This window comes from Limnobacter sp. 130 (assembly GCF_902506325.1).
GTDB lineage: Bacteria > Pseudomonadota > Gammaproteobacteria > Burkholderiales > Burkholderiaceae_B > Limnobacter.
This window is the reverse complement of record NZ_LR732330.1, coordinates 28,642-52,561: the sequence shown is the minus strand read 5'-3', so window position 1 is coordinate 52,561 and position 23,920 is coordinate 28,642. Positions and strand designations below refer to the sequence as shown.

22 protein-coding genes are annotated in these 23,920 nt (G+C 52.9%); 14 read left to right on the top strand and 8 right to left on the bottom strand.

What is annotated here, in order from left to right; translation table 11 throughout:
• Window positions 1-3: 3 nt before the first annotated feature.
• The 3 genes from FRIGORI9N_RS09255 to FRIGORI9N_RS09245 are packed head-to-tail and all read right to left on the bottom strand — an operon-like array spanning window position 4 to window position 2,554.
• Entirely contained in the window at window positions 4-846 is an 843-nt protein-coding gene (locus FRIGORI9N_RS09255; protein ID WP_159569984.1) for an alpha/beta hydrolase, read from the bottom strand.
• 20 nt (window positions 847-866) lie between these two features.
• A complete protein-coding gene (locus tag FRIGORI9N_RS09250) occupies window positions 867-1,646 on the bottom strand; it encodes an SDR family oxidoreductase (RefSeq protein ID WP_159569982.1) in 780 nt (259 codons plus the stop codon).
• Window positions 1,643-2,554 (bottom strand): alpha/beta hydrolase, encoded by a 912-nt coding sequence (locus FRIGORI9N_RS09245; RefSeq protein ID WP_159569980.1) that lies wholly within the window; start codon window positions 2,552-2,554, stop codon window positions 1,643-1,645. Before FRIGORI9N_RS09245 ends, FRIGORI9N_RS09250 begins: the two co-directional genes overlap by 4 nt.
• Before the next feature lie 154 nt (window positions 2,555-2,708).
• On the opposite strand from FRIGORI9N_RS09245, the gene FRIGORI9N_RS09240 reads away from it, so the two are divergent.
• The 3 genes from FRIGORI9N_RS09240 (at window position 2,709) to FRIGORI9N_RS09230 (ending at window position 6,141) form a co-directional block, all read left to right on the top strand.
• Window positions 2,709-3,518, top strand: coding sequence for a PaaX family transcriptional regulator C-terminal domain-containing protein (locus tag FRIGORI9N_RS09240; RefSeq protein WP_159569978.1), 810 nt, complete (start codon window positions 2,709-2,711; stop codon window positions 3,516-3,518).
• A 110-nt stretch (window positions 3,519-3,628) separates the two neighbouring features.
• Entirely contained in the window at window positions 3,629-4,459 is an 831-nt protein-coding gene (locus tag FRIGORI9N_RS09235) for a metal-dependent hydrolase (protein WP_159569976.1), read from the top strand.
• 245 nt (window positions 4,460-4,704) lie between these two features.
• Entirely contained in the window at window positions 4,705-6,141 is a 1,437-nt protein-coding gene (locus FRIGORI9N_RS09230; protein WP_236550854.1) for an OmpP1/FadL family transporter, read from the top strand.
• Between the two features lie 44 nt (window positions 6,142-6,185).
• Here FRIGORI9N_RS09230 and FRIGORI9N_RS09225 read toward each other — a convergent pair whose 3' ends face one another.
• The 3 genes from FRIGORI9N_RS09225 to FRIGORI9N_RS09215 form a co-directional block, all read right to left on the bottom strand.
• The gene (locus FRIGORI9N_RS09225; RefSeq protein ID WP_159569972.1) at window positions 6,186-6,887 is read right to left on the bottom strand and encodes a tellurite resistance TerB family protein; all 702 of its coding nucleotides are present in this window, start codon (window positions 6,885-6,887) and stop codon (window positions 6,186-6,188) included.
• Window positions 6,888-6,958: 71 nt separating this feature from the next.
• Window positions 6,959-7,774 carry a formylglycine-generating enzyme family protein gene (locus tag FRIGORI9N_RS09220; protein ID WP_159569970.1) on the bottom strand — a complete coding sequence of 272 codons (816 nt, stop codon included), beginning with the start codon at window positions 7,772-7,774 and terminating at the stop codon, window positions 6,959-6,961.
• Complete coding sequence (locus FRIGORI9N_RS09215) at window positions 7,767-10,196, bottom strand: arylsulfatase (protein ID WP_159569968.1); 2,430 nt, start codon at window positions 10,194-10,196, stop codon at window positions 7,767-7,769. The genes FRIGORI9N_RS09220 and FRIGORI9N_RS09215 overlap by 8 nt, the downstream gene beginning before the upstream one ends.
• 109 nt (window positions 10,197-10,305) lie before the next feature.
• Here FRIGORI9N_RS09215 and FRIGORI9N_RS09210 point away from each other — a divergent pair, with 109 nt between their 5' ends.
• On the top strand, window positions 10,306-11,394 hold the full coding sequence (locus tag FRIGORI9N_RS09210) for a glutathione S-transferase family protein (protein ID WP_159569966.1): 1,089 nt from the start codon (window positions 10,306-10,308) through the stop codon (window positions 11,392-11,394).
• Window positions 11,388-11,954 (top strand): TetR/AcrR family transcriptional regulator, encoded by a 567-nt coding sequence (locus FRIGORI9N_RS09205; RefSeq protein WP_159569964.1) that lies wholly within the window; start codon window positions 11,388-11,390, stop codon window positions 11,952-11,954. The genes FRIGORI9N_RS09210 and FRIGORI9N_RS09205 overlap by 7 nt, the downstream gene beginning before the upstream one ends.
• 7 nt (window positions 11,955-11,961) lie before the next feature.
• Here the strand turns inward: FRIGORI9N_RS09205 and FRIGORI9N_RS09200 are convergent, their stop codons facing one another.
• Window positions 11,962-12,555, bottom strand: coding sequence for a TetR/AcrR family transcriptional regulator (locus FRIGORI9N_RS09200; RefSeq protein WP_159569962.1), 594 nt, complete (start codon window positions 12,553-12,555; stop codon window positions 11,962-11,964).
• Between the two features lie 116 nt (window positions 12,556-12,671).
• Here FRIGORI9N_RS09200 and FRIGORI9N_RS09195 point away from each other — a divergent pair, with 116 nt between their 5' ends.
• The 9 genes from FRIGORI9N_RS09195 (at window position 12,672) to FRIGORI9N_RS09155 (ending at window position 22,639) form a co-directional block, all read left to right on the top strand.
• Window positions 12,672-13,802, top strand: coding sequence for a glutathione S-transferase family protein (locus FRIGORI9N_RS09195; protein ID WP_159569960.1), 1,131 nt, complete (start codon window positions 12,672-12,674; stop codon window positions 13,800-13,802).
• Window positions 13,799-14,548, top strand: coding sequence for an SDR family NAD(P)-dependent oxidoreductase (locus FRIGORI9N_RS09190; protein ID WP_159569958.1), 750 nt, complete (start codon window positions 13,799-13,801; stop codon window positions 14,546-14,548). Before FRIGORI9N_RS09195 ends, FRIGORI9N_RS09190 begins: the two co-directional genes overlap by 4 nt.
• A gap of 7 nt (window positions 14,549-14,555) precedes the next feature.
• Window positions 14,556-15,359: a peptidyl-prolyl cis-trans isomerase gene (locus FRIGORI9N_RS09185; protein WP_159569956.1), complete on the top strand. Its 804-nt coding sequence runs from the start codon at window positions 14,556-14,558 to the stop codon at window positions 15,357-15,359.
• Window positions 15,360-15,430: 71 nt separating this feature from the next.
• A complete protein-coding gene (locus FRIGORI9N_RS09180) occupies window positions 15,431-16,360 on the top strand; it encodes a HupE/UreJ family protein (RefSeq protein ID WP_159569954.1) in 930 nt (309 codons plus the stop codon).
• Window positions 16,353-18,665 (top strand): DUF3604 domain-containing protein, encoded by a 2,313-nt coding sequence (locus FRIGORI9N_RS09175; RefSeq protein WP_159569952.1) that lies wholly within the window; start codon window positions 16,353-16,355, stop codon window positions 18,663-18,665. The genes FRIGORI9N_RS09180 and FRIGORI9N_RS09175 overlap by 8 nt, the downstream gene beginning before the upstream one ends.
• Window positions 18,666-18,677: 12 nt before the next feature.
• Window positions 18,678-19,745, top strand: a complete 1,068-nt coding sequence (locus FRIGORI9N_RS09170) for an MBL fold metallo-hydrolase (protein WP_159569950.1) — start codon at window positions 18,678-18,680, stop codon at window positions 19,743-19,745.
• Between the two features lie 65 nt (window positions 19,746-19,810).
• Window positions 19,811-21,559, top strand: coding sequence for an amidohydrolase family protein (locus FRIGORI9N_RS09165; protein ID WP_159569948.1), 1,749 nt, complete (start codon window positions 19,811-19,813; stop codon window positions 21,557-21,559).
• Window positions 21,560-21,585: 26 nt separating this feature from the next.
• Window positions 21,586-21,954 (top strand): VOC family protein, encoded by a 369-nt coding sequence (locus FRIGORI9N_RS09160; RefSeq protein WP_159569946.1) that lies wholly within the window; start codon window positions 21,586-21,588, stop codon window positions 21,952-21,954.
• 16 nt (window positions 21,955-21,970) lie between these two features.
• Window positions 21,971-22,639 carry a hypothetical protein gene (locus tag FRIGORI9N_RS09155; RefSeq protein WP_159569944.1) on the top strand — a complete coding sequence of 223 codons (669 nt, stop codon included), beginning with the start codon at window positions 21,971-21,973 and terminating at the stop codon, window positions 22,637-22,639.
• Between the two features lie 15 nt (window positions 22,640-22,654).
• Here the strand turns inward: FRIGORI9N_RS09155 and FRIGORI9N_RS09150 are convergent, their stop codons facing one another.
• Window positions 22,655-23,701: an asparaginase gene (locus tag FRIGORI9N_RS09150; protein WP_159569942.1), complete on the bottom strand. Its 1,047-nt coding sequence runs from the start codon at window positions 23,699-23,701 to the stop codon at window positions 22,655-22,657.
• Window positions 23,702-23,920 lie beyond the last annotated feature (219 nt).

The window sequence follows — 23,920 nt, the reverse complement described above, 5'->3', positions numbered from 1 at the left end:
TCTTCAAGCCGCTTGAATGAAACGGTGCAGCAGCGGAAACACTTCCGTTTTCGCGGCTTCGCCACGAATCATTTGGCTGTGCGAAAAGTCTTTGCTGAACCCCTGCTTCACAGTGCATTCGTGCCAGGTTTTGGGGCCACCCAGTGCCTCGTAAATTCGCCGACAACCTTTGGTGGGTGCCACTTCGTCCCGACCTCCGGCAATCACCAGTGAAGGCACGTTAATTTGTTTGAGTGCCTCCAGGTAATCAAAACCGTCAGTGCCTTTCCATCGCCCACTCAAATTCCACTTGCACCACTGCACCAGCAGCAATGTGGGCTCACCCTCGGGGCCGATGGGTACCAGCTTTCGGGGTGTACGGCCGAACAGGCGCGTTAAGGTACCCAGGGCAGCCACCCGCATTTTTTCTTTCAGGTTGGGTGCTGCGTCGGTGACTTGCGCACCAATCAGGCTCAGGGTTTTGATTTGTGCCAGGCGTTGTGGCTGGCGCGCCAGCAACATCAGCGCGAGCAAACCACCCCCACTGTGGGAAGTCCAATGCAGCTGTTCAAAGCCCGTGTACTGAACAATGAAATCAATGGCTGCGGGCAAATCATTCAAAGCGGGATATTCAAAGTTTTGTTTGCGGTGCGCTGGCTTTGCATGCCCGTGCCCGCCCCACTCCAACAACCAGGTGTCGAAACCCTGCTCGGCCAGAAAACTTCCCAAATGTTCCACTGCCAACTGGTTGGACAACGTGCCATGCGCAACCACCACTGGCAAACCTACGGGCTTGGCAGGCTTGTACCTGTGCAAGGCCACGTGGCCACCACCCTGCATGGGGACCAGGTGAGTTTCCTGTGTCATCTGCAAACCCGCCATAGCGTTCAAGCCGCAGGTTTTGAGATGAACTTCACCACCTTGGTGGCCCAGCTGCGTGGCGTGAAGCGAATGCTTTGGGCCATGGTCCAGTTCAAGGCGCCGTGAATGTACACACGCTGGTTTCGCTTCATGGCAGCGTAGCCTTTCACAGCGACATCCTCGGAGCTTGGCATGCGTTTGCCTTGAACCAGGGCTGACTTCTGCATATTGGCTTCAGCCTGAAAACCCGATGCAGTTGGGCCGGGGCACAAGGTGCACACAGCCACACCGCTGTCTGCCAACTCTTCGGCCAGCGCTTCGCTAAAACTAAGCACATACGCCTTGGTAGCGTAATAAGCTGCCATGTAAGGGCCGGGCTGAAATGCTGCAGTTGAAGCCACGTTCAGAATTTTTCCGCGGGTGTTGAGCAAATCGGGCATGAAGCCACTGCACAACACGGTGAGTGCGTCCATGTTCAGGCGCAACATGCTGGTGGTGTCTTCAACGGGCGTGTCTTTGAACAAACCATAGGTGCCCACGCCCGCATTGTTCACCAAGTAGTTCAGTTCAATGTTGTGTGCTTTCACCTTGGCAATCAATTCACTTGCCGCATTGGGTTTGGATAAATCGGAGGCAATCACGATTACATCGACTTTGTATTTGCCCATCCAGTCTGCAGCCAACTCTGCAAGCTTGGCCTCATTGCGTGCACTGAGCACCAAGGAAATTCCGTCTTTTGCAAAACACTCGGCCAAATGCAAACCAATACCAGACGACGAACCTGTCACCAATGCCCACTGCTTCATTCATCTTCCCCTCTTCTCACAAAATCGGCGATCGCCCACAAGGCTTTATCGGCTTTTTCCACAAAGGCACTGAACATTTGAAAGTTGTGCCACATGCCTTCGTGCACAGTGCAGCTTACTTGTACGCCAGCGGCTTGGGCGCGCTGTTCGAGCAATAAAGCATCATCCAGCAAAATTTCGTCGCTACCCACTTGAATCAACATGGGCGGCAAATCATCAAGTTCAGCAAATACGGGTGACACACTTGGGTCAGCCGGCAGTATCTCGCCACAATACGCACTGACACCCCGCTGCAAGGGCACCACGCTTAACATGGGGTCGGCCTTGGCCCGGTTTTGAATGGAGTCTGAAGTCAATGTCATGTCAACAAACGGGGAAATCATCACCAGGCCAGCCGGCAGAGGAATGCCTTCGTTACGCGCATAAATGGCCATCGACAATATATGTGCCGCGCCTGCAGAATCGCCTATCAATGTCATGTTTTGCGGATTCACATCCAGATCCAGCAAAGCCTGATACGCAGCCATTCCATCTTCCAGTGCAGCTGGATATGGATTTTGGGGAGCAAGCCGGTAATCCAGTAAAAATACACGGGCATTGCACCGAACAGCAAGTTCACTGGCCAGGGGCAAATGCGTCTCAAGCGAGCCTGCGAAAAATGCCCCACCATGCATGTGCAACAACACTTGGTCGGTGTGCGCATTGGCTGGGCGAACCAGTGCACACATGCAGGTACCCAGCTCCAGATACTCAACGCGAGCATCGGGCCGTACTTTGAATAGCGGTGCACCGGCATTCATGGTGGCAGCCAGCCAACTGAGTGGAATAGGAAGTTTACCGGGCGCTTTGAAGGTGCTGCGCAATGTTGCGCGAACAGCTTTCTCGGCCACAAACTGAATCGGGTTCATGAGTGCAGGGTCTCCGAATGTGACAGCGCAATTCCATTTACGCTGTTTTTGTTATTTTCTTCAATATAGCGAATTTGCAGCAGGCGGCAGCCCCAGCCAACCACCCCACCCTGCAACAAGTTAGACTATTACCTCCAATTTAATAAAAAATTCCGTGAAAACAAACGCTTCCCCAAAACAATTGATTCTTGGCTTGATGTTGGCTGGCAAGGGCCGTCAAGTAAAAGCAGCACACATTGTGCTGGCTTGCAGCCTGTTCGGTGTTTCTGAGAACAGCGCGCGTGTGGCCATGGCTCGCCTGGTTGCCGAAGGCCAATTGAAATCTGCTGGCCGGGGCATTTATACCCTGGGCAAACAAGCCGCATTTACAGGGCAAGACATTCAAGGCTGGAGCAGCAGGCTAACCGCCACCTGCGCATGGCATGGCAATTTCTATGCAGTGTTTACGGCACACCTTGGCCGCAGCAATCGGAAACAATTGCAGATTCGAGAAAAAGCCCTGGCACTGCTTGGCTTTCGGGAATATGAACAAGGCTTGTTCTTGCGCCCTGCCAATTTAAACCTGGGCTTGGTGGGCGTTCAGGAAAAACTGCTGGCGCAAGGCGTTGAAAAACAGGTTCTTGCTTTTGAACTAACTCCGGCCAACCCCACGCAACTCAAATCGATTCAAAAGCTTTGGGATACCCGAAAACTTGAAAAACTGTATTTAAGCCACACCAAAAAACTGAATGACTGGATGCAGGGCTATTCACGCATGAAACTTGAAAAGGCTGCCCGAGACGCCTACCTGGTGGGCAGTCAGGCTATTTATGAGGTGCGCCGCGACCCCCTGCTTCCGGCTGAATGGGTGAACGCTGCTGCACGGCAACAATTCTTTGAAAGTGTGCTGCGCTTTGATGAAACCGGCACCCGGGTGTGGCGTGAGTTGCAACTGCGCATTTTGAAAGACGAAGAAGTGATCTAAAAAAGCACTTCATTACACCGCTTTACTTTTAATTCCATATCTGTAATATTACATCCACAACTGTCAACGTCATTGATGGTAATGACGAACAAGACCCAGTGGAGGCTGTCATGCGTACACCTGTTTCTATTCACCAGAAAGGTTCGAGCTTTCCTGTTCGTCGAATGGATTTTGATTTCTCCAACATCAATCGGCATTTTGTGAACAACGACCCAGCCAGTAGCCACGTTTGGACCGCCTTTCAAGCTTATTTTCCTGAAGGCGAGCAATTCTTCGTGGACGCGGTTCGAGACGCTAAAAAGTGGGTAAAAGACGAGGCACTGCTAAGAGAGATAAGCGCATTCATCGGTCAAGAAGCCATGCACGGCAAAGAACATTTGCAGGCCAATGCCGAACTGAAACACCAAGGAATCAATGTAAACGGTTGGGACGCCCGCACACGCTGGGCGCGCAAACGCTTAAACAGATTACTGTCGGTAAAAGCCCGACTGGCGGGTACTGCGGCGGTTGAACATTACACTGCTGTGATTGCCGAACACATCATGAAAAGTGAAGAATTTCACACGATGATTGTCGATCCAACCATCAAGAACCTGATCTACTGGCATGCCATGGAAGAAAGTGAGCACCGTGCTGTTGCCTTCGATACGCACAAAGCGGTGGGGGGCACTTATCTCCAACGCGCCGTAGCCATGACAATCGTGTCAATCGCAATCGGGCCCGTGGTATTGGCCGCCACGCTAAGCTGCATGAAACAAGACGGAGAACTGTATAACGCAAAATCATGGTTGAAATGCGCTGACCTGTACTTGGGGCGCAAAGGCCTTTTCCGCAAGATGATTCCTGACCTGCTTTGTTTCTACAAACCCGGCTTCCACCCCATGCAGACCAATATGGACGCCTCTATGAAGTTGTGGAAAGAACGACTGTCCCTGGTTTAAATAAAAAAAAATTTGAACGATTGATTGAATCTGAGTTACATTTCCACGTGTATCAATGTTAATCGTTGTAAACATAGGGTCTTTACTCAAGTATTATTCAACGAAACTACCTAGTAAAATTTTAAGAACAACCAGCAAAAAACTCACGACACTCGAAGTCGGGCGCACAGCGACTCGGCACGTCGGAGCCAGGAGACAGACCAATGGTGTTTTTGCAGCAAAGCTCCCTTCGGAGAGCCTGTGCCGTGGCATTTTCAATCACGGCGTTTTCGCTTAGCCAGCAAGCCATTGCAGGCGGTACAGCCAACGACAATCAAAGCACGATGGGTATCGCGACCGCGGGTGCCGGCCAGGCGGCCGAGGCTTCGGATGCATCGGTCATTTTCTTCAATCCGGCTGCATTAACCCGATTTAAACGAATTGAAGTGTTGAACGTGGCCAGCATTGCCACTTTTGACAACGATTACACCTCAACTCAAAACAACGATGGCCCGCCCACGGACGATGGCCGTGAGGGTTCCGCTGGCGAATTCTTTTCTCGCAAAGACGGCTACGACTCAGCCCTGTTTATCCCTGGCCTTTTTGTAGCTATTCCTGTGAGTCCGAAGCTGGTGGTGGGTTTTAGCGCATCAGGCTCACACGGCTTGCTGACACGCTACCGCGAAGATTACCCTGGCCGTGGTTCGGGTCGGGAAAGTGATCTGAAAGTGACTCGACTCAACCTGGGTTTTGGCTACAAGTTGACGCCCACATTGTCGATTGGTGCCAACGGATCTTATGAACGTTATTTCCAGTCAATCAAACTGCGTGTGAACTTCCGCGACGCGGTGAGCAAGCTTGGACCACCCGGAACGCTGGCAGCCCTTGATACCGCGGCAGCCCTCGGACAAGCGCCCCCCGTCCCTGGCGAAACTGACGGCAAGCTGAGAATTTTTGGCTGGGCATTCAACGCGCAGGCTGGCTTGTTGTGGGAACCGACGGATCGCACGCGGATTGGTGCCTCTTATCGCCCCAAAACCCGATTCAATGGTAACCAAGGCGAGCTGACCATCAATGAAAATGCGGACACAGCAGCGTTCAGAGAGTTTTTGAATGGTGGTTTGGTCACGTTGGCTGGCCCAATTCTGGGCATCAATGGCCCTCAAGCGGCTGGTGACCTTCAACCTCAGCAGCAGGCTCGGCAAAGTGTTATTTTCCCGGATGAATTCCGCATTTCGCTGTTCCACCACTACAGCCCGAAGCTGGACTTGATGGCGACCTACACCTACCAGGATTACACCGAGACTTTCCTGCGTTATGAACGCGTGGCAACTGGCCGCGTGATCCAAGAGGTCCCACAGAACTTCCAGGTTGCGCACGCTTATCGCGTGGGCATGAACTACAGGGCCTTCAAGCGACTCACCTTGCATGCTGGCTACGGCATGGAAAATGGCGTGGTGGGCGACGATCTTCGTATTCCGATTCTTCCTGACAACGACCGTCGCTTTTACGGTATTGGCGCAAGCTTCACACCAAGCCGGGACACTACCATTTCGGCGGCCTACGGCATTATCGACGTAGACGCCAGTGTGGTAGGTAACAACGACCAGGTCAGACCACGTGAAGTGTCTGGCGGTGAGTTCAAAGGCATTGCCGACCTGGACGCTGATTTCGTGTCGTTCAGTTTGATTCAAAAGTTTTAAGTGTTAATAAAAACACCCTGAAAGCAGTAACTTGAACGGTCGCTTTAAGCGGCCGTTTTTTTCGCCTGCTCTACCTGCGCGCGCAACTCCACTTCCAGCGCAGGATCTAGCCGCAATTGCTTGGCCAGTTCTTGCAGGTAACTGCGTTCCATAAAGCTTTCTTCATCCACCACCAATACACTGGCCAGAAACATTTCAGCAGCCAACTCAGGCGTTGTTGCATAGCTCGCTATTTCCAGCGGATCCAAGGGCTTGTTCATTTCCTGATCAAACCAGCGTTGAAGTTGGGGATCATTGGTAATTTTTGCAATTTCACCGTCTATGAGCTGGCGCTCTTTCGCATCAATGTGACCGTCGGCTTTTGCAGCGCCAATCAACGCCCGCAATATAGCCTGGCTGTGCTGTTCAACTTGCGGTTCTGGCAAACGATCAACGGTTTGCGGCTCGCGTGTGGCTGCAATATTGCCCTGCTGCTGTTGCCAGTTGCCATACGCTTTGTAAGCCAACACGCCCAAAGCCGCCAAACCACCGTAAGTAACTACTTTGCCCGCCATTTTTTTGTGGCGTTTGTTGCCCAAGAGCATGCCCAATGCTGCCGTGGCGGCAGCGCCACCACCTGCGCCAACCAACATGTCTCTCATCTGCGTATTGCTGCCAGCGGAGGGTCTGGACGCACCACCACTGCCGCCCTGGATCATGTCAGTGCCAGCTTTCAACAGTTGGTCAATCAAACTCTTGGAATTCATTCACGGCTCCATTTCTTGTTGTTGAAATGAATGGACTGTGAATCCGGGAAAAAATTCAATCCAGCATCGGGTCAGCGGCTGGAAACGCAGCGGAAACCAATGTGCGAGGTGCTGCTGGCACCTGCCACACCAATGCGTGCGGCGGGCCGGTAGCGCAGGCAATACTCAGCAGCGCACAGGTGCGAGCCACCTTTCAGGGTGAACAAGGTGTGTGCATCTTGTTGCGGGCTACATGAACAGCAAGCGGAAGGAGCTGTAAAAGCGGTTTGTGTCCATTCCCACACATTGCCAATCATGTCGTGCAAACCATACCCATTGGCCGGGAATTGACCCACTGCCACAGTGGCAGGTATGCCGCCCGGGGCGAAATACCATGGGAAAGCCCCCTGCCACACCTGCGCCATGCGTTTGCCGGCGGGTGCAAATTCATCACCCCAGGCAAATTCAGTGTTGCCCAAGCCACCGCGTGCCGCAAACTCCCATTCTGCTTCCGTGGGCAGCCTTCCGCCTGCCCAGGCCGCATAAGCTTTGGCGTCTTCAAGGGCAATGTGTACCACGGGGTGCTGATCAAAGTCAGCGGGCAATTTCTGGCCAGGGCGCGGGTTGTGCCAGCATGCGCCCTGCTCCGCTTTCCACCACAGGTCGGGATTGTTCAAAGGCACAGGACTTTGAGTCATTTGAAACACATGTGAGTGCCCCTGACGCTCGGCTTGGGTGATGTAACGAGTCGCGTCAATAAACGCTGCGAAATCTGAATTGCACACGGGAAAAACATCGATTGCAAACTCAGCCACACTTGCGGTGCGCTCGGGGCGTTCCTCAGGATAGTGGCGATTCGATCCCATGCAAAAATCGCCACCCGAGAGCACAACATGATTGCTAAACATTCAGTCCCATTTGGCTTAAAAAGCGCAGCATTTCAACCGGGTTGACTTTACTGGTATCGACATCAATTGTCACTTTGCCCAACTTGCCCTGAAAAGGATTGGGGCCGCTGTACCGGGTCGACACCTGGTTGCCCAGATCGGAACCCACAGTAAAGCCATCGTAACTGGTTGAAAACAGCACGCGCTTGAAAGTGTGCTTGGCCACCTGTTGACCGTTGACAAACAAGGCGCCCTCACCATCAAAGGGTCGGGCTGTCATGCGTTGCTGGTATTTGATTTTCAGTTTCCCTTCGGGCAATACGGCATTCGATTCAATTCGCTCAACATACGGCACCAGGCTTTGCTCATAAAACAGCTTTCCGTTCTGGATGTACAACACCCAGCCAGCATACTTGGCTCCTTGCGCCAGCAACACGCCATCGCCAGCGTCCTTGGTGCGCTCACAATCCAGTTCAATGGTGTGGGACAAACCACATACAATCGGTGCCACGTCGCGTGCCAAACGCTCCACGGGCGGGTAAAAATCCCAGCGTGCACGCAGGCCTTTTTCTTGCCTGTCTTGCACCAGGCGCAGCACCAGGTTGCGATCGTCCAGTGGCAGCACATTGTGCTGTTGCGCAGCTTTTAACCATTTGCTTTTTAGGCGCTCAACCACCTCGGGGAACTGGCTGGCCAGGTCAACGCCCTCGGCCGGGTCTTTGCTTAAATCGTAGAGTTCCCACACATCGTCGTCGAAAGGCTTGCCGCGCGTGTGGCGCGCCACGGCTCGCCAGTTATTCTCCATGTAGGCACGGTGACCGCCCAACTCGAAATACTGTTCCGTGCGGGTTGGGCTATCGGCTTTGCCGAATGTGGGCAGTACACTTTGCCCCTCGATGGGTTTTTGTGGCTGGCCTTTGTACACCGCCGGGCGTTCAACGCCTGTGGCTTCCAGCAAGGTGGGAAACAAATCCACCACATGCACGAAGTTGTTACGCAATTCGCCCTGCGCAGCAATTCCTTTTGGCCAGCTTACGATCAGCGGATCGGCCACACCGCCCAGGTGGGCATATTGTTTGTACATTTTGAATGGTGTGTTCGATGCACTGGCCCAACCCATGGGGTAATGCGGGAAGGTGCCCTCTTCGCCCAGCACATCGTACAACTGCGCGGCTTCTTCGACAGGAATTGGACGACCAAAGGCAGGCGCGAATACATTGGGTGTACCCGTGGGCGTACCTTCCGGGGAGCCGCCGTTGTCCGAGAACAAAACCACAATGGTGTTCTCGCGCACACCCAGTTCATCCAGGCTTTGCAACAGGCGTGCAATATTTGAATCCATATTGCTCATCAAGCCTGCATACACTTCCATGTAACGCGCGGTGATCTGCTTGTGGGCCTGCGGCAATTTGTCCCAGCTGTCGGAACCAAACGAAAGGGGCGGCAATTCAACTGTGTCGGGCATCACGCCAAGCGCTTTTTGCCGTTCCAGCCGTTCGGCACGTATGGCATCCCACCCTTTGTCGTATTGGCCTTTGTAGGCATCACGTTCATGGGCACGCGCCTGCAAAGGTGAATGCGGACCAGGGAAAGCAAGGTGCAGGTAGAACGGGCGACCGGGCTCCAATGCTTGCTGGGTGCGAATGTAGGTGATTGCCCGATCGGTAAGGTCGTCGCACACGAAATAATCGGGGGTATCGGGTGGCTCTACCGGTGCAATGCCATCGAACAATTCCGAGGGCTTGAAGTAATCCGTGGAGTGCCCCTGAAACCAGTAAGCACGATCAAAACCGCGCTGAGTCGGCCAATTGTCATAGGGACCATTGGCACCCGTGGTGTGCGCATTGTTGACGTGCCACTTGCCACTGAGGAAAGTAGACCAACCTGCACCCTGCAACACCTCAGCCAGGGTGGCTGCTTCATGGGTTAAATCGCCCCGGTAGCCGGGGTAGCCTGCGTCAATGTCGGCAAGCCAGCCCATGCCGGCTGAATGGTGATTCAAACCCGTCAGGAACGATGCGCGCGTGGGCGAACACATGGAACAGGTGCGAAAGTTGGTGTACTGCAAACCTGTTTTTGCCAAGGTGTCTATGGCCGGTGTTTTAATTTCGCTGCCGTAACAACCCAAATCGGAAAAGCCGCAGTCGTCCAGAAGTATGACCACCACATTGGGCGCGCCCGCTTTGGCTTTCGGTTTGCTTGTGCTGGCTGGGCGGGAATCCTGAAACGAAAGGGCAACCTGCGCAGCCTCACCCTCGGGCAAGGCTTTGGGTGTCATCAATGCACGCGCCTTGTTGTTGGCCACATGCGCGCCAGTGGCAGCAACACCCACGGTGGCGGCACCCACTGCAAGGCCCGACAAAAATGCGCGCCTTTTTAAACGCTTGGGCGACAGGCTGTCGTCGTTTGAACCACCCTGTTGATCATCGTCTTGCTGCGCCATGTCTGTCCCCACGTTTGAATTGTTGGTGTCTGTTTCAAGTGCTCTTAACTAGTGACACTATTTGTGTCACTATATACAAAAGAAATTTTAATCTCAAGGAGTTCTGCGCATGGCAATGCCAAATGTGTTGAAGGTTCATGGTCTGGATCTTTCCTATTTCACTGGCAAGCTTGAGGCCTACTTGCGCAGCAAGCAAATTCCTTACGAGCTGATCGAAATGGACACCGCCGATTTTAAACACTGCGGCAAGGCAACGGGAGTGGCCCAAATGCCGCAGGTGGAGTGGCTCAATGGGCAATGGCTTAGCGACAGCACATTGATCATTGAATTTCTTGAAGAACTCAAGCCAGAAACGACGATCATGCCGCAGAAGGCTTCTGTACGATTTGTTGCTCAATTGCTGGAAGATTTTGGCGATGAATGGCTGTGGCGCCCTGCCCTTTACTATCGCTGGGCCAATGCGAAAGACGCAAGGCTGATGAGTACCCGCCTAGCCGAGGGCATGATGCGGGATGTGCCCCTGCCCCTGTTCATGCGACGCTGGGCGATATTAAACCGTCAGCGATTTCATTTTCTTTGGCGTGACGGTGTGCGACCACGCACTGCAAAAAGGGTTGAAGCCCATTATCTGGAAACGCTGGATGCGCTCGAGCACATTTTGAGCAAACAGGCTTTTGTACTTGGAAACCGCCCCACGCTGGCTGACTATGGTTTTTATGGCGGCATGTTCCGGCACTTTTTCTGTGACCCAACACCAGCTGCAATTATGCGTACACGGGCACCAGCAGTGCATGAGTGGGTGGCCCGCTTGTGGAACACCCGCATTGAGGACTACATCAACTGCCCCATGCCGGAGGTAATTTCTGAAAACTTGCGCCCACTTTTCAGAATCGTCGGTCAGGAGTTTTTGCCCTATATGCAAGCCAATGAAGCGGCCATTGAACTGGGCCATACGACATTCAAATTCGACAGCCAAGGCACGCTGTTCAATCTGCCAGCACAGCCATATCGGGCATGGCGGTTCCAGCGGCTTCGAACACGCTATCAACAACTTCCCCCGCACACCCAAAACGAGATACACGCGTATTGCCCAGAACTGGGCGAAGCGTTGCTCAAAGCTGTAACATTCCCGATAGAAAGCAGAATCAAGGGATTACCCATCACAACACCCACAACAATGACAAGCAGAACATGGTGAAAGTAGACGGTAGAACGACTCGCGGGCAAGAAAACAAAAAACAGATTGTTCAGGCACTGATTGAACTGATTCGTGAAGGACAGCCTGCCCCAACAGCCGAAATGGTGTCAGCCCGCGCAGGCGTGGGTCTTCGAACAGTATTCAGGCATTTTAAAGACATGGAAACCCTGTACCGGGAAATGACCTGTGCAGTAGAAGCGATCCTGGCCCCGGTACTGGCCACTCCTGTGCAGGGCGAAACCACCAGTGAAAAACTGATGCACGCCATTGACCGGCGAGCAGACATGTTTGAGAAGCTGGCGCCACTACAAGCTGCAAGCTTGGTGCATTTGCATGAGTCACCTTACTTGCGTAAACGCCAGGCTGACAATGTTGAGCTGCAACGCTTCCTGCTAAAGGCTTTCCTGCCGGCCGACTTGGTGAAAGACAAAATACTGTTCGAAGCCATCGACCTGACTCTTAGTATAGAAACCTGGTTGCGGCTTCGACGCGATCAGCAACTCAGTGTGAGCCAGGCTAAAAAAGTACTACGACGAAGTATTGAGCAATTGCTGAAGTGAACGCACTTTACATGAGGTGATCGAGCAGCAGATCGAACTGCGCAATGCCTTGCTCGCGGGTCACCAGCTTGTCGCGTATTAATTGCCGAATTCCCCAAAACGAGAGAATGACCATCCAGACCAGGCTGGTTGCTGCTGCTTCGTCAAGTCCCTTTGACTTGCGAATCGCAGGCACCCACAACTTCAAAATGACGTCGCGAATACCCAATCGAATTGTTTCCAGTTCAGGCGAATTTAACCCCGACCCGGCGATTAACTGCCACAAGGCATCGCCTTTTCCGACAGGCATATCCAGAGACACAAGTTCAGCAGCGCGAATGGCCTGTTTCAAGTCATTTGGATGATTGGCAATGGCCTGCGCCGTACCTTGCATGGTGTCGGTGAACACTGCCCAGGCAGTGGCCCCCAACAAACTTTCCAGATTCGGAAAATGTTGATAAACCAACTGGCGACTAACACCAGCGCGATCGGCCAGCGCGCTCATGTTCAGCACACCCCACCCAGCGTCTTCGACCAATTCAGCCGCGCTGTGCAACAAGGCTTTTTTTCGATCGTTTTTGCCCAGATAAGGGCGCTTTTCTTGGGTTTGGCTTGAGGTCATTGAGCGGTATCAATAGGGTGAAACTTTGCTCAGTGTGCCACAGCTTTAAAGAAATTGACACACTGTAAATATTAATGTTCTAATCAAGTATCAAAACCCCTACCAAATGGGTCGACATGAGACAAAACTACACGCTCTATGGCTGGCACCTGTCCTATTTCACAGGCAAGGCTTTGTGTTATCTGCGTTACAAGCAGGTGGACCACACGCTGAAAGCAGTCAACCTGTTTACATTGACGCGCACCATCAAACAAAAAACCGGCGCGGCAGTCATGCCCGTACTAAAAACTGCATCCGGTGACTGGATTCAGGACACCAGCGAGATCATTGATTACATTGAGTCGCTGCATCACGACAACCCAGTGATTCCAAACACGCCCGTGCAGGAATTTGCCTCCATGCTGCTGGAGGCCTGGGGGGATGAGTGGTGGGTACCGATCGCCATGCACACACGCTGGAACTACCCCGAGAACTACGCCGTGTTTGAGCACGACGCCGGAAAAGCACTGCTGCCCTGGATGCCCCGCTTTCTTCAGAACAAAGCCGCCCAACGACCTGCGAAAATGCTGAAAGGCATGCTGCCTTTTGTTGGCATTGTGCCCGAGCAATACGACACCATGAATGAATGGACTGTCCAAATGCTCGACACACTGGACATGCATTTCAAGCAATTTCCCTTTTTACTCGGCGCACGCCCCACCCTGGGCGACTTCGGCTTGGTGGGCACCATGTACGGTCATTTGGGCCGTGACCCTTGGCCCAAACGCGAACTGATTGAGCCTCGAAAACATTTGCACGCCTGGCTGGAGCGGATGAAAGATCCGGCCTCGCATGCCCAGTTTGATCTACTGCCCAATGATGAAATTCCAGCAACGCTGAATCCGGTATTTAGGTCAATTTTTGATGAATTCATTCCAATGGTGGCCAGCGTAGGCGACCTGGCCACTGAACACGCGGCAAAACACGGTTTGAATCAGCGTTTGCCCAGACGAATCGGTGAAGTGTGCTCAACCATGGGCGGCAAACCTTTCAAGCGTGGTGCACTGCCCTACATGATCTGGATGTTGCAACGTGCCCTGAATTGTTACCAGCAAATGGCAGACAGCGACAAGCATGCCGTTCGCGACTGGCTCAGGCAACACCAGGCCGAACACATACTCAATTTGGATTTGCCCCGCGTGGAACGCAGGGCACTGACCGTGGCAGTCACTTCGCTGTCGAAACAACGCATGGAGAAAGTAGCTTGAGCAAAACAGTCGTCATCACCGGAGCGTCGTCGGGCATTGGAAAAGCCCTTGCTTTGGAATTCGCCCAGCGCGGCTACAACCTTGGCTTGGCTGCACGCAGGCTCGACAAACTTGAAGCGCTGCGCGCTGAAATTGTGTTGCTGCCTGGTTGCCAGAATCTGCAGGTTGAAGTAATTGAACTGGATGTGAATCAAACCGACACGGTTGGTCCGGTGCTGCATACCTTGTTCAGCCACCTTAACCAGGTTGACGTGGTGATCGTGAATGCGGGAGTGAACAAGTTGACGAGTATCGGCAAAGGTCAACTCAATGAAGAATTGGGATTGATACAAACCAATTTGCTGGGTGCCATTGCCACCGTCAATGCTGCAGTGGAGTGGTTTAAACAGGCCGGAGGCGGTCAGCTGGTCGGAATTTCCTCACTGGCTTCGCTCACGCCCATTCCAAAACAGGCGGCTTATTGCGCCACCAAGGCGGCGTTCTCGATGTATCTGGATTCTGCTGCCATTGAGCTGAAAAAATACAAAATTGACGTGACAAAAATTTTGCCTGGTTTTGTAAAAACAGACATTGTTGACAACATGGACAAATTTCCATTCGTGGTTTCCGCAGAGCAAGCAGCAAAGGAAATGGCGCAACACATTGAGAAGCGTCGCAGCACCGGTGTTGTTCCAGCTTACCCCTGGAAATTGCTCAAGCCATTGCTGGCCAACATGCCCTCGGGTGTGTGGCGCTACATGAAGTAAACCAGACATGAGCACCTCCTTCTCCGTGTTTGGATTTCTGTTTGTGGCTGCGCTGATCGGCTTACTGGAATGGCAAAGCGACGAACCTACCGCTAGTAACGAACTGGTGATTACCGGCGCACAGCGGGCATTTGTTCGAGAGCAAACCTTGCAGGCAGGTGCCCAAACAAAGGGTACATCGACCTTTGACCATGCCATGCAAACCTACATCGATGAGGAAATACTTTATCGAGAGGGTTTGAAACTTGGACTGGACAAAGACGATTTAATCGTGAAGCGGCGCGTGGTGCAAAAAATGCGCTTTTTGCTCGAGGACATGACCCCAGTGGCTCCACCCACGCAAGAGCAGCTTGAGGTTTGGCTTCAGCAAAATCCGCAACGCTATCAAACCGAACAAACCGTGCGGTTTGAGCATCACTTTTTTAGCCGGGGCAAACGCGGAGACGAAGCCGTATATCAGGCTGCAATCGCTCGCCAGGAATTGGGGCAAGGCAAAGCAGTGCAATCAGACCCCTTTCCTTTGCAAGCCGATCAAAGCCCGGTGAGCAAAGACCAGATCATCAAAGACATGGGCTCACCTGTCGGCAAAATTTTGCTGGAGCTGCCACTTGAGCAATGGTCAGCGCCGGTTCAATCCAGCCTTGGGGTGCATTTGTTCAAGGTGCTGGAGCGACATGAGGGCCACACCATGACTGTTGAGCAGGCAGGCAATCAGTTGCGATCCGACCTGATGGCAGCGCAGCGCGAAACAGTGAACGCTGCTGGCCTGGCTGCCTTGCGTTCAACGTACACCATCAAGGAATCGGAGTGAGGCCGTTCGCACTTCTCGCTGGATTGTTCGCCCTGTGGCTGGGCTTTGGTATACCGGCGCAGGCCCACGAAATGGGGACATCTGCACTGGTACTGCACGAGGAATCACAAGGATATGGTCAACTGGTATTCAAACGCACCGTGAGTGCTGATGGCAAAGTACCCCCGATCGATTTCAAGTTTGAACCACGCTGTGAGCTGCGCAATATCAACACAGAATGGGAAGACAATGCCGAGGTTATTCAGCGTGGACAGTTTCACTGCAACAGCGCTTTAAAAAATCACCGGCTACAGGCCAATGGATTCACCCGCTTGGCACCCGATTTAATTGTATTGGCCACGCCACTGAACGGTAGTCGCGTTCAATCGGTGCTGACACCCAAACAAACTGAAGCGTCACTGGGTTCACAAACCCCCACCGCTGCACCACTGGAATATCTCGGCATTGGCATTGAACACATCGTATTTGGTTGGGATCATGTGTTGTTTGTCGCTGGCTTGTACCTGCTCTGGAAAAAACGCAGACAGCGACTGCGCCAATTGATTGGACAATTCACTTTGTTCACAGTGGGGCACAGCCTGACCTTGGCCCTGCTGGTGCTCGGCTTGATTGCAGTACCCACGCGCGCCATTGAAGCGTGGATTGCATTGAGCGTACTTTGGCTTGCATGGGAGTTGATTCGCAAAGAGGTGCCGGGCAAATCCAGCTGGGCTCATCTCGTGTTGATTGGGGCCTTTGGTTTACTGCATGGCTCGGGTTTTGCGCTGTCCATGGAGCAGCGGGGCTTTCCAGAAGATGCTTTGTTGAGCACGCTTTTGCTGTTCAATTTGGGGATCGAAATTGGCCAGTTGTGGATTGTCACTTTGCTTGCCACCACTTTTGCATTTCTTGAGAAAACCCACCTGCCCACCTGGTCCCGCCTTGCACAACACACACTCACCCTGTGCATGGGTGGCGCCGCGCTGTATTGGACCGTCGAGAGGATTTACAGTTATGTTTAATCAACAGGGCCGTGCGCGGCTGTATCCCGTCTTGTCAGCATGGCTGATCCTCACCTTGTCTGCATGCATGGGCGACAACAGCAACACCGTTGCACAATCTGGTACTCCTGCAACGGTTACTCCAGCCGAGCGGCCCGACGATGTGGAATGCCTGGGCAGCAGCATTCGCAAACAGGCTTTTTTTGGTGATCTGCATATTCACACCAAGCTCTCGTTTGACGCCTACTTTTTTAATTCAATCAACGGCCCACGCGAGGCCTATCAATTCGCCAAGGGCGAGAATGCATTTTTGCCATCGGGTGAGGATCCGGATACACCCATGCGTCAAATCAACATTGGTCGACCACTCGATTTTGCGGCGGTCACCGAGCACGCCGAACAACTGGGAACCTTCTCCAATATTTGTGAGCTTCAAGGCAATGTACCCGCCGGAACCAACCCGGCCTGTAGTGCCTTGGGGCAGTTGATTCGGGACAATGTGTCGGTATTCATCACAGGCAACGTGCCGCTTTACCTTCAACTGATTACAAGTGCGGGTAGCCGGGTACCCAGCACACGAACGTGGGAGGAAATTCAGGCTGTGGCCAATGCCGAAAACCAGCCTTGCAAATTCACCACGTTCAACGGCTATGAGTTCTCATCCAACAAAGGCGGTCAAGTACTTCACCGCAATGTGATTTTCGAAGGCACTCAAGTGCCCGCCAATGTCATCAGCTCGATCCCCCCTCTTCCAACCACCGACAACACGAATGACGAATGGGGTTTGTTCGATCGACTTAAAACTGAATGTCTGGATGTTGAAGGCTGCAATGTGGTCACCATTCCACACAGTACAAATCAAAGCGATGGCCGCTTTGCGCGTGCCCGCCAGTCCGACACCGGTTTGCCACTTGCGCGAAACAACGCAACACTGACTGCAGCCGACGCCACTTTGCGCAACACCTTTGACCGCCTGTTCGAGATTGTTCAACACAAAGGTGCCAGCGAATGTATCACTGGCTTTAACAAAGGCCTGACCGGCGGTGAGGAATCAGGCTGTGGATTCGAAGAATGGAAAACGCTATGCAAAGGTGGTGTTGACGACCCCGCAGAATGTGCCAAGGTATGCAAAGGCAAACCCAACGACCCGCTGTTTTGCCAAGTGAACCGCCTGCAAGGCACTGGAAAAAGCATTCACGCCGCTGACCAATGCACAGGTAGCGATATTGGTGGATCAACCCCTGCCGACTGCACTGCCCCACTGGATTACGCGCGCAATGTGTTGCCTGAAGGCAGCGCCATTCAACGCAAACTGGGCGTGAACCCCTACCAATACGGCTTCATTGGTTCAAGTGACACGCACAACGGCATTGCCGGCAACACTGACAAAACAAAATTCTCAAAAAACTCTGGGCACGGTGGTGTGCTGGATGATGAACCCCACGAAGCATTGGGTAACTGGGAATGCAAACAACGACCACTTCCAACAGATTCAATCACCGGATTCAAATTGCCATTCAGCACCGAGTCCGCAGCAGATCCCGACAACTGCGAAGAACGTGTATTCAATCCAGTCGCCTCCAACTTCACACCAGGTGGTTTGGCTGGCGTGTGGGCGAGAGAAAACACCCGCAAGGAAATTTTTGCCGCATTGAAGCGGCGCGAAACGTTCGCGACCTCGGGTTCGCGCATGCGTATTCGTACACTGGCATCGAGCAAACCCTTCCCCAACAATATTTGCGAACAGTTGGCCGCAGGTGCAAGCCCGATTGAAGAAGGTTTGGTGGACGGTGTACCCATGGGCAGCACACTGAATGTGAAAGGTGGTGGACCCTACATTGTGGCCTACGCCATTCAGGACCCAGGCGGCGAAGAGGCAGGCATCCCTTTGCAGCGCCTTGAACTCATTAAAACCTGGGCAGATTCCAAAGGAGAGCCCAAGCAACAGGTTCTTAAACTTGCAGAAAATACCAATGCACCGCAGCCCAACGCCGACTGCAGTATTCAACAACAAGGCCCAGAGCAAATGTGCGCAGTGTTTCATGACACCCAATACAACAAGAATACAGGTGCCAGTTACTACGCCCGAGCACTTGAAAACAACTCTTGCCGCTGGACCACCAAAATATGTACAGCCAAGGGAGTTCAGTGTGAAGCACTGCAACCTGGCAACGGATTGTTTCCGGCCCAAAGTGGATTTGCTGGGTTTGAAGGATGTTGCCGAATCGAAGGTGAGCCGGGCAATTTCCGCGGAGACTTCCGCTTCATTACGCAACAGGAACGCGCCTGGAGTTCGCCCATTTGGGTCGAAAGCAGCAAGCAATAACAAGGAAGAATCATGGTCAAAAAACTGTTGATTGGCGTTGTTGCCTTAATCGCCGCAGGTGCAGCTGTGGCGTACATTCAGCGCAGTGAAATTACGTTGGCCATCGTGGAAAAAGTGGCCAACAAACGCATGCAAGACCCCTTGATCACGCTAAGCGATGGCTTGCACGTTGGGCTTTGCGGCACAGGCTCACCCTTTCCCGACCCTGACCGCGCAGCGCCTTGCACCTTGGTAATTGCTGGCAAGGACATGTTCCTATTCGATGCTGGCAGTGCCGCGGCCAAGCAAATTTCCACCATGGGTTTTTCAACAGGCCAACTCAAGGGTGTATTTGTTACCCATTTTCACTCAGACCACATCGACGGCCTGGGCGAAGTTCTCATGACCCGTTGGGCGCAGCACACCGAAGGCCAACGATTGACCGTGCATGGGCCCACTGGCATTTCTGCGGTGCTAGACGGCTTCAAAACTGCTTACACGGCAGACACCGGCTACCGCACAGCCCACCATGGTGAGGCCACCATGCCACCAGAACTGGCGGGTGCAAACATGCATGAATTCACGGTAGAAAAAGGAAGCTACACCACAGTATTGCAACAGCCCGACTTGCTCATCGAGGCCTTTGCGGTGAATCACCAACCCATCAACCCAGCAGTGGGTTACAGAATCAATTACAAAGGCCGAACCGTGGTGCTGAGTGGCGACACTGCCAGCGACGAGCAAGTGAAAGACGCTGCCCGCAATGCCGACCTGTTGGTGCACGAGGCCCTGAGCCCTGAACTGGTGGCTAAATTGCAGGAAACCGCCATCAAGAACAATCGCAGCAAACTGGCCAAAATTTTCTCGGACATTCCCAACTACCACGCCACCCCGCTGGATGTGGCCGTGCTGGCGCAGCAGGCGCAGGTGGGCCATGTGGTATTGAGCCACATTGTGCCGCCTTTGCCTCTGCCCCCGTTGCGGGAAATATTTCTGGGCAAGGCCCCCGATATTTTCAAAGGTCCCTTCCGCATCGGGGAAGATGGCGATTTCATTAGTCTGCCGGTGGGCAATAAAGAGGTGATCTACGATCGTCGGTGAAAGTTTTCTCCAATTCGACAAGATTTCTTGTTACATTTGAAAAAAATGAGAATTGGAGACAAATCATGACAGCTTCGACATTCGATGTAGTCATTGCAGGTGGGCGCTATTTTGATGGCAGTGGCGGCCCTTCCGCCCTGCGCCACATCGGCATTAAAGACGGCCGAATTGCCGCGGTCAGCGAAGCCCCGCTGCAGTTTGAAGGCAACCCCAGAGTAATTGATGCGACGGACCACTGGATCACTCCCGGTTTTCTGGACACTCACACCCATTACGACGCCGAAATGATTGTGGCCCCCAGCCTTTCTGAATCTGTTCGACACGGTGTGACCACGGTGTTGGTGGGCAGTTGTTCGCTCAGCATGATCTGCAGCGAAGCCGAAGATGCGTCCGATATATTCACACGCGTAGAAACAGTACCCCGAGAAAAGGTGCTGCCCATTCTTCAGGAGAAAAAAACCTGGAGTACGCCGCGTCAGTGGGTCGAGTTTGTACAAAAACAACCCTTGGGACCCAACCTGATTTCATTTCTGGGCCACAGCGATTTGCGCGTGGGCACCATGGGTTTGCTGGACTCAACAGATCGAAAAATAAAACCCACTGAAGCCCAGATGCAGCAGATGGAAGCCACGCTGACCGAAGCGCTGGACGCGGGTTTTCTGGGCCTTTCCACCATGTGCCTGAAATGGGACAAGATTGACGGTGATCGCGCCTGGTCGAAAAGCCTGCCCAGCACCTATGCGCGCTGGGGCGAGCTTCGACGCCTGAACAAACTTTTGCGCAAGTACCGCCGTGTGCACCAAGGCGCGCCGAACGCAGCCAATCCACTACAAATTTTTGAATATTTGATCGAGACACTGGGCTGGATTCGTAAACCCCTGAAAACCACGCTGATCGCGCTCATTGATCTGAAAGGCAACAAAACCGTGCGCCCCATGGCGCAAATTTCAAGCCGCGTGGTGAACTGGCTGGGCGGTGCATTCCGTTGGCAATTGTTGCCCACGCCATTCACCGTGTATGCCGACGGCATTGATGTGGTGTTTTTCGAGGAATTTGGTGCCGGTGAAATGGCCCTGGATTTGCGCACGCAAGTAGAGCGCAACAGCCTGTTGCAAAACGAAGACTACCGCCGCCAGTTCCGCAAGTTTTACGGGCAAAAACTCAGCCCCCGTGTTTGGCAACGCGATTTCGGTGACGCCATTATTCTGGAATGCCCCGACGCAAACCTGGTGGGCAAAAACTTTGACGAAGTAGCCCGCGCCCGCAAAGTGCATGTGGTCGATCTGTTTCTGGATTTGGTGGTGCAGTTTGGCCGCCAGCTGCGCTGGTACACCACGGTGGGCAACCACAAGCGTGAGGTAATCCGCGAACTGGTGCAGGACAAAAACACCCTGATCACCTTCAGCGATGCCGGTGCACATATTCGTAACATGGCGTTTTACAACCTGCCCTTGCGTTTCCTGAAACTGGTGAAAGAGACCATTGAAGAGGGTAAGCCGATTATGAGCATGGAACATGCCGTGTGGCGGCTAACCGGTGAACAGGCCGACTGGCTTGGTATTGAGGCGGGAAAAATTCGGGTAGGCGACCGCGCCGATTTGGTGGTGTTGAACCCGGATGCACTCAAACAGAACCTGGAACAGGTCAGCTGGGGCGACATGGAAAACTTCGGCTTGCAACGTTTGGTGAACCGCAACCCTGGCGTGGTAAAACATGTGCTGATTAATGGCAAGATAGCAATCGAGAACGAGGGTGTTGTGCCCGAGCTCGGAAAAGAAATGGGTTACGGGCAATTCTTGCCTGCAAAAACCTGAACTTTAAAAATCCACGGAGAAGTACGATGATTGGATACATTACCTTGGGCACCAATGACCTGCCCAAAAGCGGTGAATACTTTGACAAACTGTTTGCACCGCTGGGCGCCAAACGCATTCTGGAACTGCCGCACGGCATTTTCTGGGGCACCAGCATGGCCAGCCCTTTCATTGGCCTTTTAAAGCCGGCCAATGGTCAGCCTGCCAACGCAGGCAATGGCACCATGGCGGCACTGACCGCTCAAAGCCGTACACAGGTGGACGAGTTTTATGCCCATGCAAAAACACTGGGTTGCACTTGCGAAGGCGAACCCGGCGAGCGCATGCCTGGTTTTTACGCTGCCTATTTCCGCACGCCCGATGGGCACAAGATGAACATTTTTAAAATGGGCTGACCCGTTGAATACCCAATTGAACAACGTTGAAGATGTACCTGCACCCTGGACATTGACTGGCAAAGGCCTGATTGTGCTCATGCGCAGCAAGGCAGAAAAATTGATGGCTGACAAACGAATTCCGCTGGATATTCGCGACAGCTTGAAAAGCTCCGTCAGTGTACTGATGTATGTGGACTACACCCACTCCAACGCAGGCCCATACAAAGAACTGCTCTATGTACCAGGCACCGCGCAATTCAGCGAAAAACTTGGCAACAAAAGATTGCTGACCATCAGCAATATTGTGGTGAGCAGCGCCAGCAGTGTAAAGAATGGCCGGATCAATTGGGGTATTCCAAAAAACCTGTGCAACTTTGATGTTGCACAGGGACCCGAAAATCTACAAGAAATCAGCCTTCATCAAGATGACATTCCGCAATTTGAACTGGCCTATCGGGGCAAAGGCTTCGCCTTCCCGATTCACACTGGCCTGGTTCCCGGCTTCATGAAAACCTTGGGTCAACGCTGGGAAAGCAAAGAGTTTATGTACAGTCCCAGCGCGAAAGGCAAGGCCCGATTTGCAAAGGTGCATGTAATGCAAAATCTGGGCAATGCCTTTCCGGATCTGGATCTCAATGAGGTGTTGATGGCACTGGAAATCACCCAGTTTCAGATGACATTTCCAGTGGCACACATTGTGTGAACTTATTGGTCAAACTTATCGGTCAAATAAAGGCTGCAGATCTACCTTTTTGTTGATGCCCGATTGCAAAGCCAACATCAGCAAAATGCGGGCTTTCTGGGGTGACAAATCATCCGCCATGATTGCACCGGCATCAAACGTGGTTTTGCCGCCACCTACGAACCCATAGTTGGCCATAACCCGACCTTGATGCACACGTGTTGAAATGACCACGGGTACATTTTTCGACAAGGCATATTGCACGGCTTCAAACATGGGCACATTCATATTGCCCATACCCAATGCCTGAACCACAATACCCTTCACGCCACGATCCACCGCATTGCGCAATGCCGCGCCATTGGCACCACCGTACATGGCCACAATTTCCACGTCAGGCATGGGGCCCTCCACCAACTGGAATGTTTGGCGACGCAGTGGTGTACTCGCGTAAATTACGCGGTCTGGATAAACCTCACCAATCAAGCCAAACGCACCGCTTTGAAAGGTTTCAACGTTCTGCGTGTGGGTTTTGGTGACATAACGGGCGGCGTTGATCTGGTTGTTCATGGCCAGCATCACGCCCTTATTTCTGGATTGTGCGTCCACAGCAATGCGCACTGCATTCAATAGGTTGCGTGGACCGTCAAAATCCGAGGATGAGGCGTTGCGCTGGGCGCCAATCAACACCACCGGCTTTTCAGCACGCACCGTCAAGTCAAGCCAGAAGGCAGTTTCTTCCAGTGTGTCGGTTCCGTGAGAAACGATCACCCCGGCCACTTCCGGACGAGCCAGTGCTGCGTTCACTTCCTTGGTCAACTGAACCCAGCGCGGCGGATCCATGTAATCGGAAGGCACATTGGACAAGCTCTTGACCTGAATGTTGGCGTACTTGCCCACATCAGGCACAGTGGCCAACAGGTCTTCACCGGAAATGGCAGGCACGGGCGCATTTTTTACGGGGTCAATTTTCATGGCAATGGTGCCGCCAGTGGCGATAAACTGCACCACGGGTTTGTCCTGTGCATGCACAGCGAAAGAACTTGTCAGCAAGGCTGACATTAGCAAGGCTTTGAATTTCATCCCAATCTCCTTTTTTTATGGAACTCACCCCGATACTTGGTGTTTCGAGGCAGGTTAACTCTATCAGGGTAAATAAATTACCCATGAGTCACTTAGTCGGAGTAGCCACAGGACTTGCCACAGTTGTTAACAATCCTAGAATTTGCTAAGCACTGCCATGTAACCTTTCCGTGAAGCCTGGCGAATACTCTCCTGACTAGAACGCAGCAGCCAGGGGGT

What these genes read in the sequence shown, in the direction of transcription:
- FRIGORI9N_RS09180 (WP_159569954.1), top strand. Translation starts at nt 15,431, where the DNA reads ATGGGGACATCTGCACTGGTACTGCACGAGGAATCACAAGGATATGGT.
- FRIGORI9N_RS09225 (WP_159569972.1), bottom strand. Translation starts at nt 6,887, where the DNA reads ATGAATTCCAAGAGTTTGATTGACCAACTGTTGAAAGCTGGCACTGAC.
- FRIGORI9N_RS09245 (WP_159569980.1), bottom strand. Translation starts at nt 2,554, where the DNA reads ATGAACCCGATTCAGTTTGTGGCCGAGAAAGCTGTTCGCGCAACATTG.
- FRIGORI9N_RS09220 (WP_159569970.1), bottom strand. Translation starts at nt 7,774, where the DNA reads ATGTTTAGCAATCATGTTGTGCTCTCGGGTGGCGATTTTTGCATGGGA.
- FRIGORI9N_RS09160 (WP_159569946.1), top strand. Translation starts at nt 21,586, where the DNA reads ATGATTGGATACATTACCTTGGGCACCAATGACCTGCCCAAAAGCGGT.
- FRIGORI9N_RS09170 (WP_159569950.1), top strand. Translation starts at nt 18,678, where the DNA reads ATGGTCAAAAAACTGTTGATTGGCGTTGTTGCCTTAATCGCCGCAGGT.
- FRIGORI9N_RS09215 (WP_159569968.1), bottom strand. Translation starts at nt 10,196, where the DNA reads ATGGCGCAGCAAGACGATGATCAACAGGGTGGTTCAAACGACGACAGC.
- FRIGORI9N_RS09205 (WP_159569964.1), top strand. Translation starts at nt 11,388, where the DNA reads ATGGTGAAAGTAGACGGTAGAACGACTCGCGGGCAAGAAAACAAAAAA.
- FRIGORI9N_RS09200 (WP_159569962.1), bottom strand. Translation starts at nt 12,555, where the DNA reads ATGACCTCAAGCCAAACCCAAGAAAAGCGCCCTTATCTGGGCAAAAAC.
- FRIGORI9N_RS09235 (WP_159569976.1), top strand. Translation starts at nt 3,629, where the DNA reads ATGCGTACACCTGTTTCTATTCACCAGAAAGGTTCGAGCTTTCCTGTT.
- FRIGORI9N_RS09165 (WP_159569948.1), top strand. Translation starts at nt 19,811, where the DNA reads ATGACAGCTTCGACATTCGATGTAGTCATTGCAGGTGGGCGCTATTTT.
- FRIGORI9N_RS09150 (WP_159569942.1), bottom strand. Translation starts at nt 23,701, where the DNA reads ATGAAATTCAAAGCCTTGCTAATGTCAGCCTTGCTGACAAGTTCTTTC.
- FRIGORI9N_RS09195 (WP_159569960.1), top strand. Translation starts at nt 12,672, where the DNA reads ATGAGACAAAACTACACGCTCTATGGCTGGCACCTGTCCTATTTCACA.
- FRIGORI9N_RS09255 (WP_159569984.1), bottom strand. Translation starts at nt 846, where the DNA reads ATGACACAGGAAACTCACCTGGTCCCCATGCAGGGTGGTGGCCACGTG.
- FRIGORI9N_RS09210 (WP_159569966.1), top strand. Translation starts at nt 10,306, where the DNA reads ATGGCAATGCCAAATGTGTTGAAGGTTCATGGTCTGGATCTTTCCTAT.
- FRIGORI9N_RS09175 (WP_159569952.1), top strand. Translation starts at nt 16,353, where the DNA reads ATGTTTAATCAACAGGGCCGTGCGCGGCTGTATCCCGTCTTGTCAGCA.
- FRIGORI9N_RS09250 (WP_159569982.1), bottom strand. Translation starts at nt 1,646, where the DNA reads ATGAAGCAGTGGGCATTGGTGACAGGTTCGTCGTCTGGTATTGGTTTG.
- FRIGORI9N_RS09185 (WP_159569956.1), top strand. Translation starts at nt 14,556, where the DNA reads ATGAGCACCTCCTTCTCCGTGTTTGGATTTCTGTTTGTGGCTGCGCTG.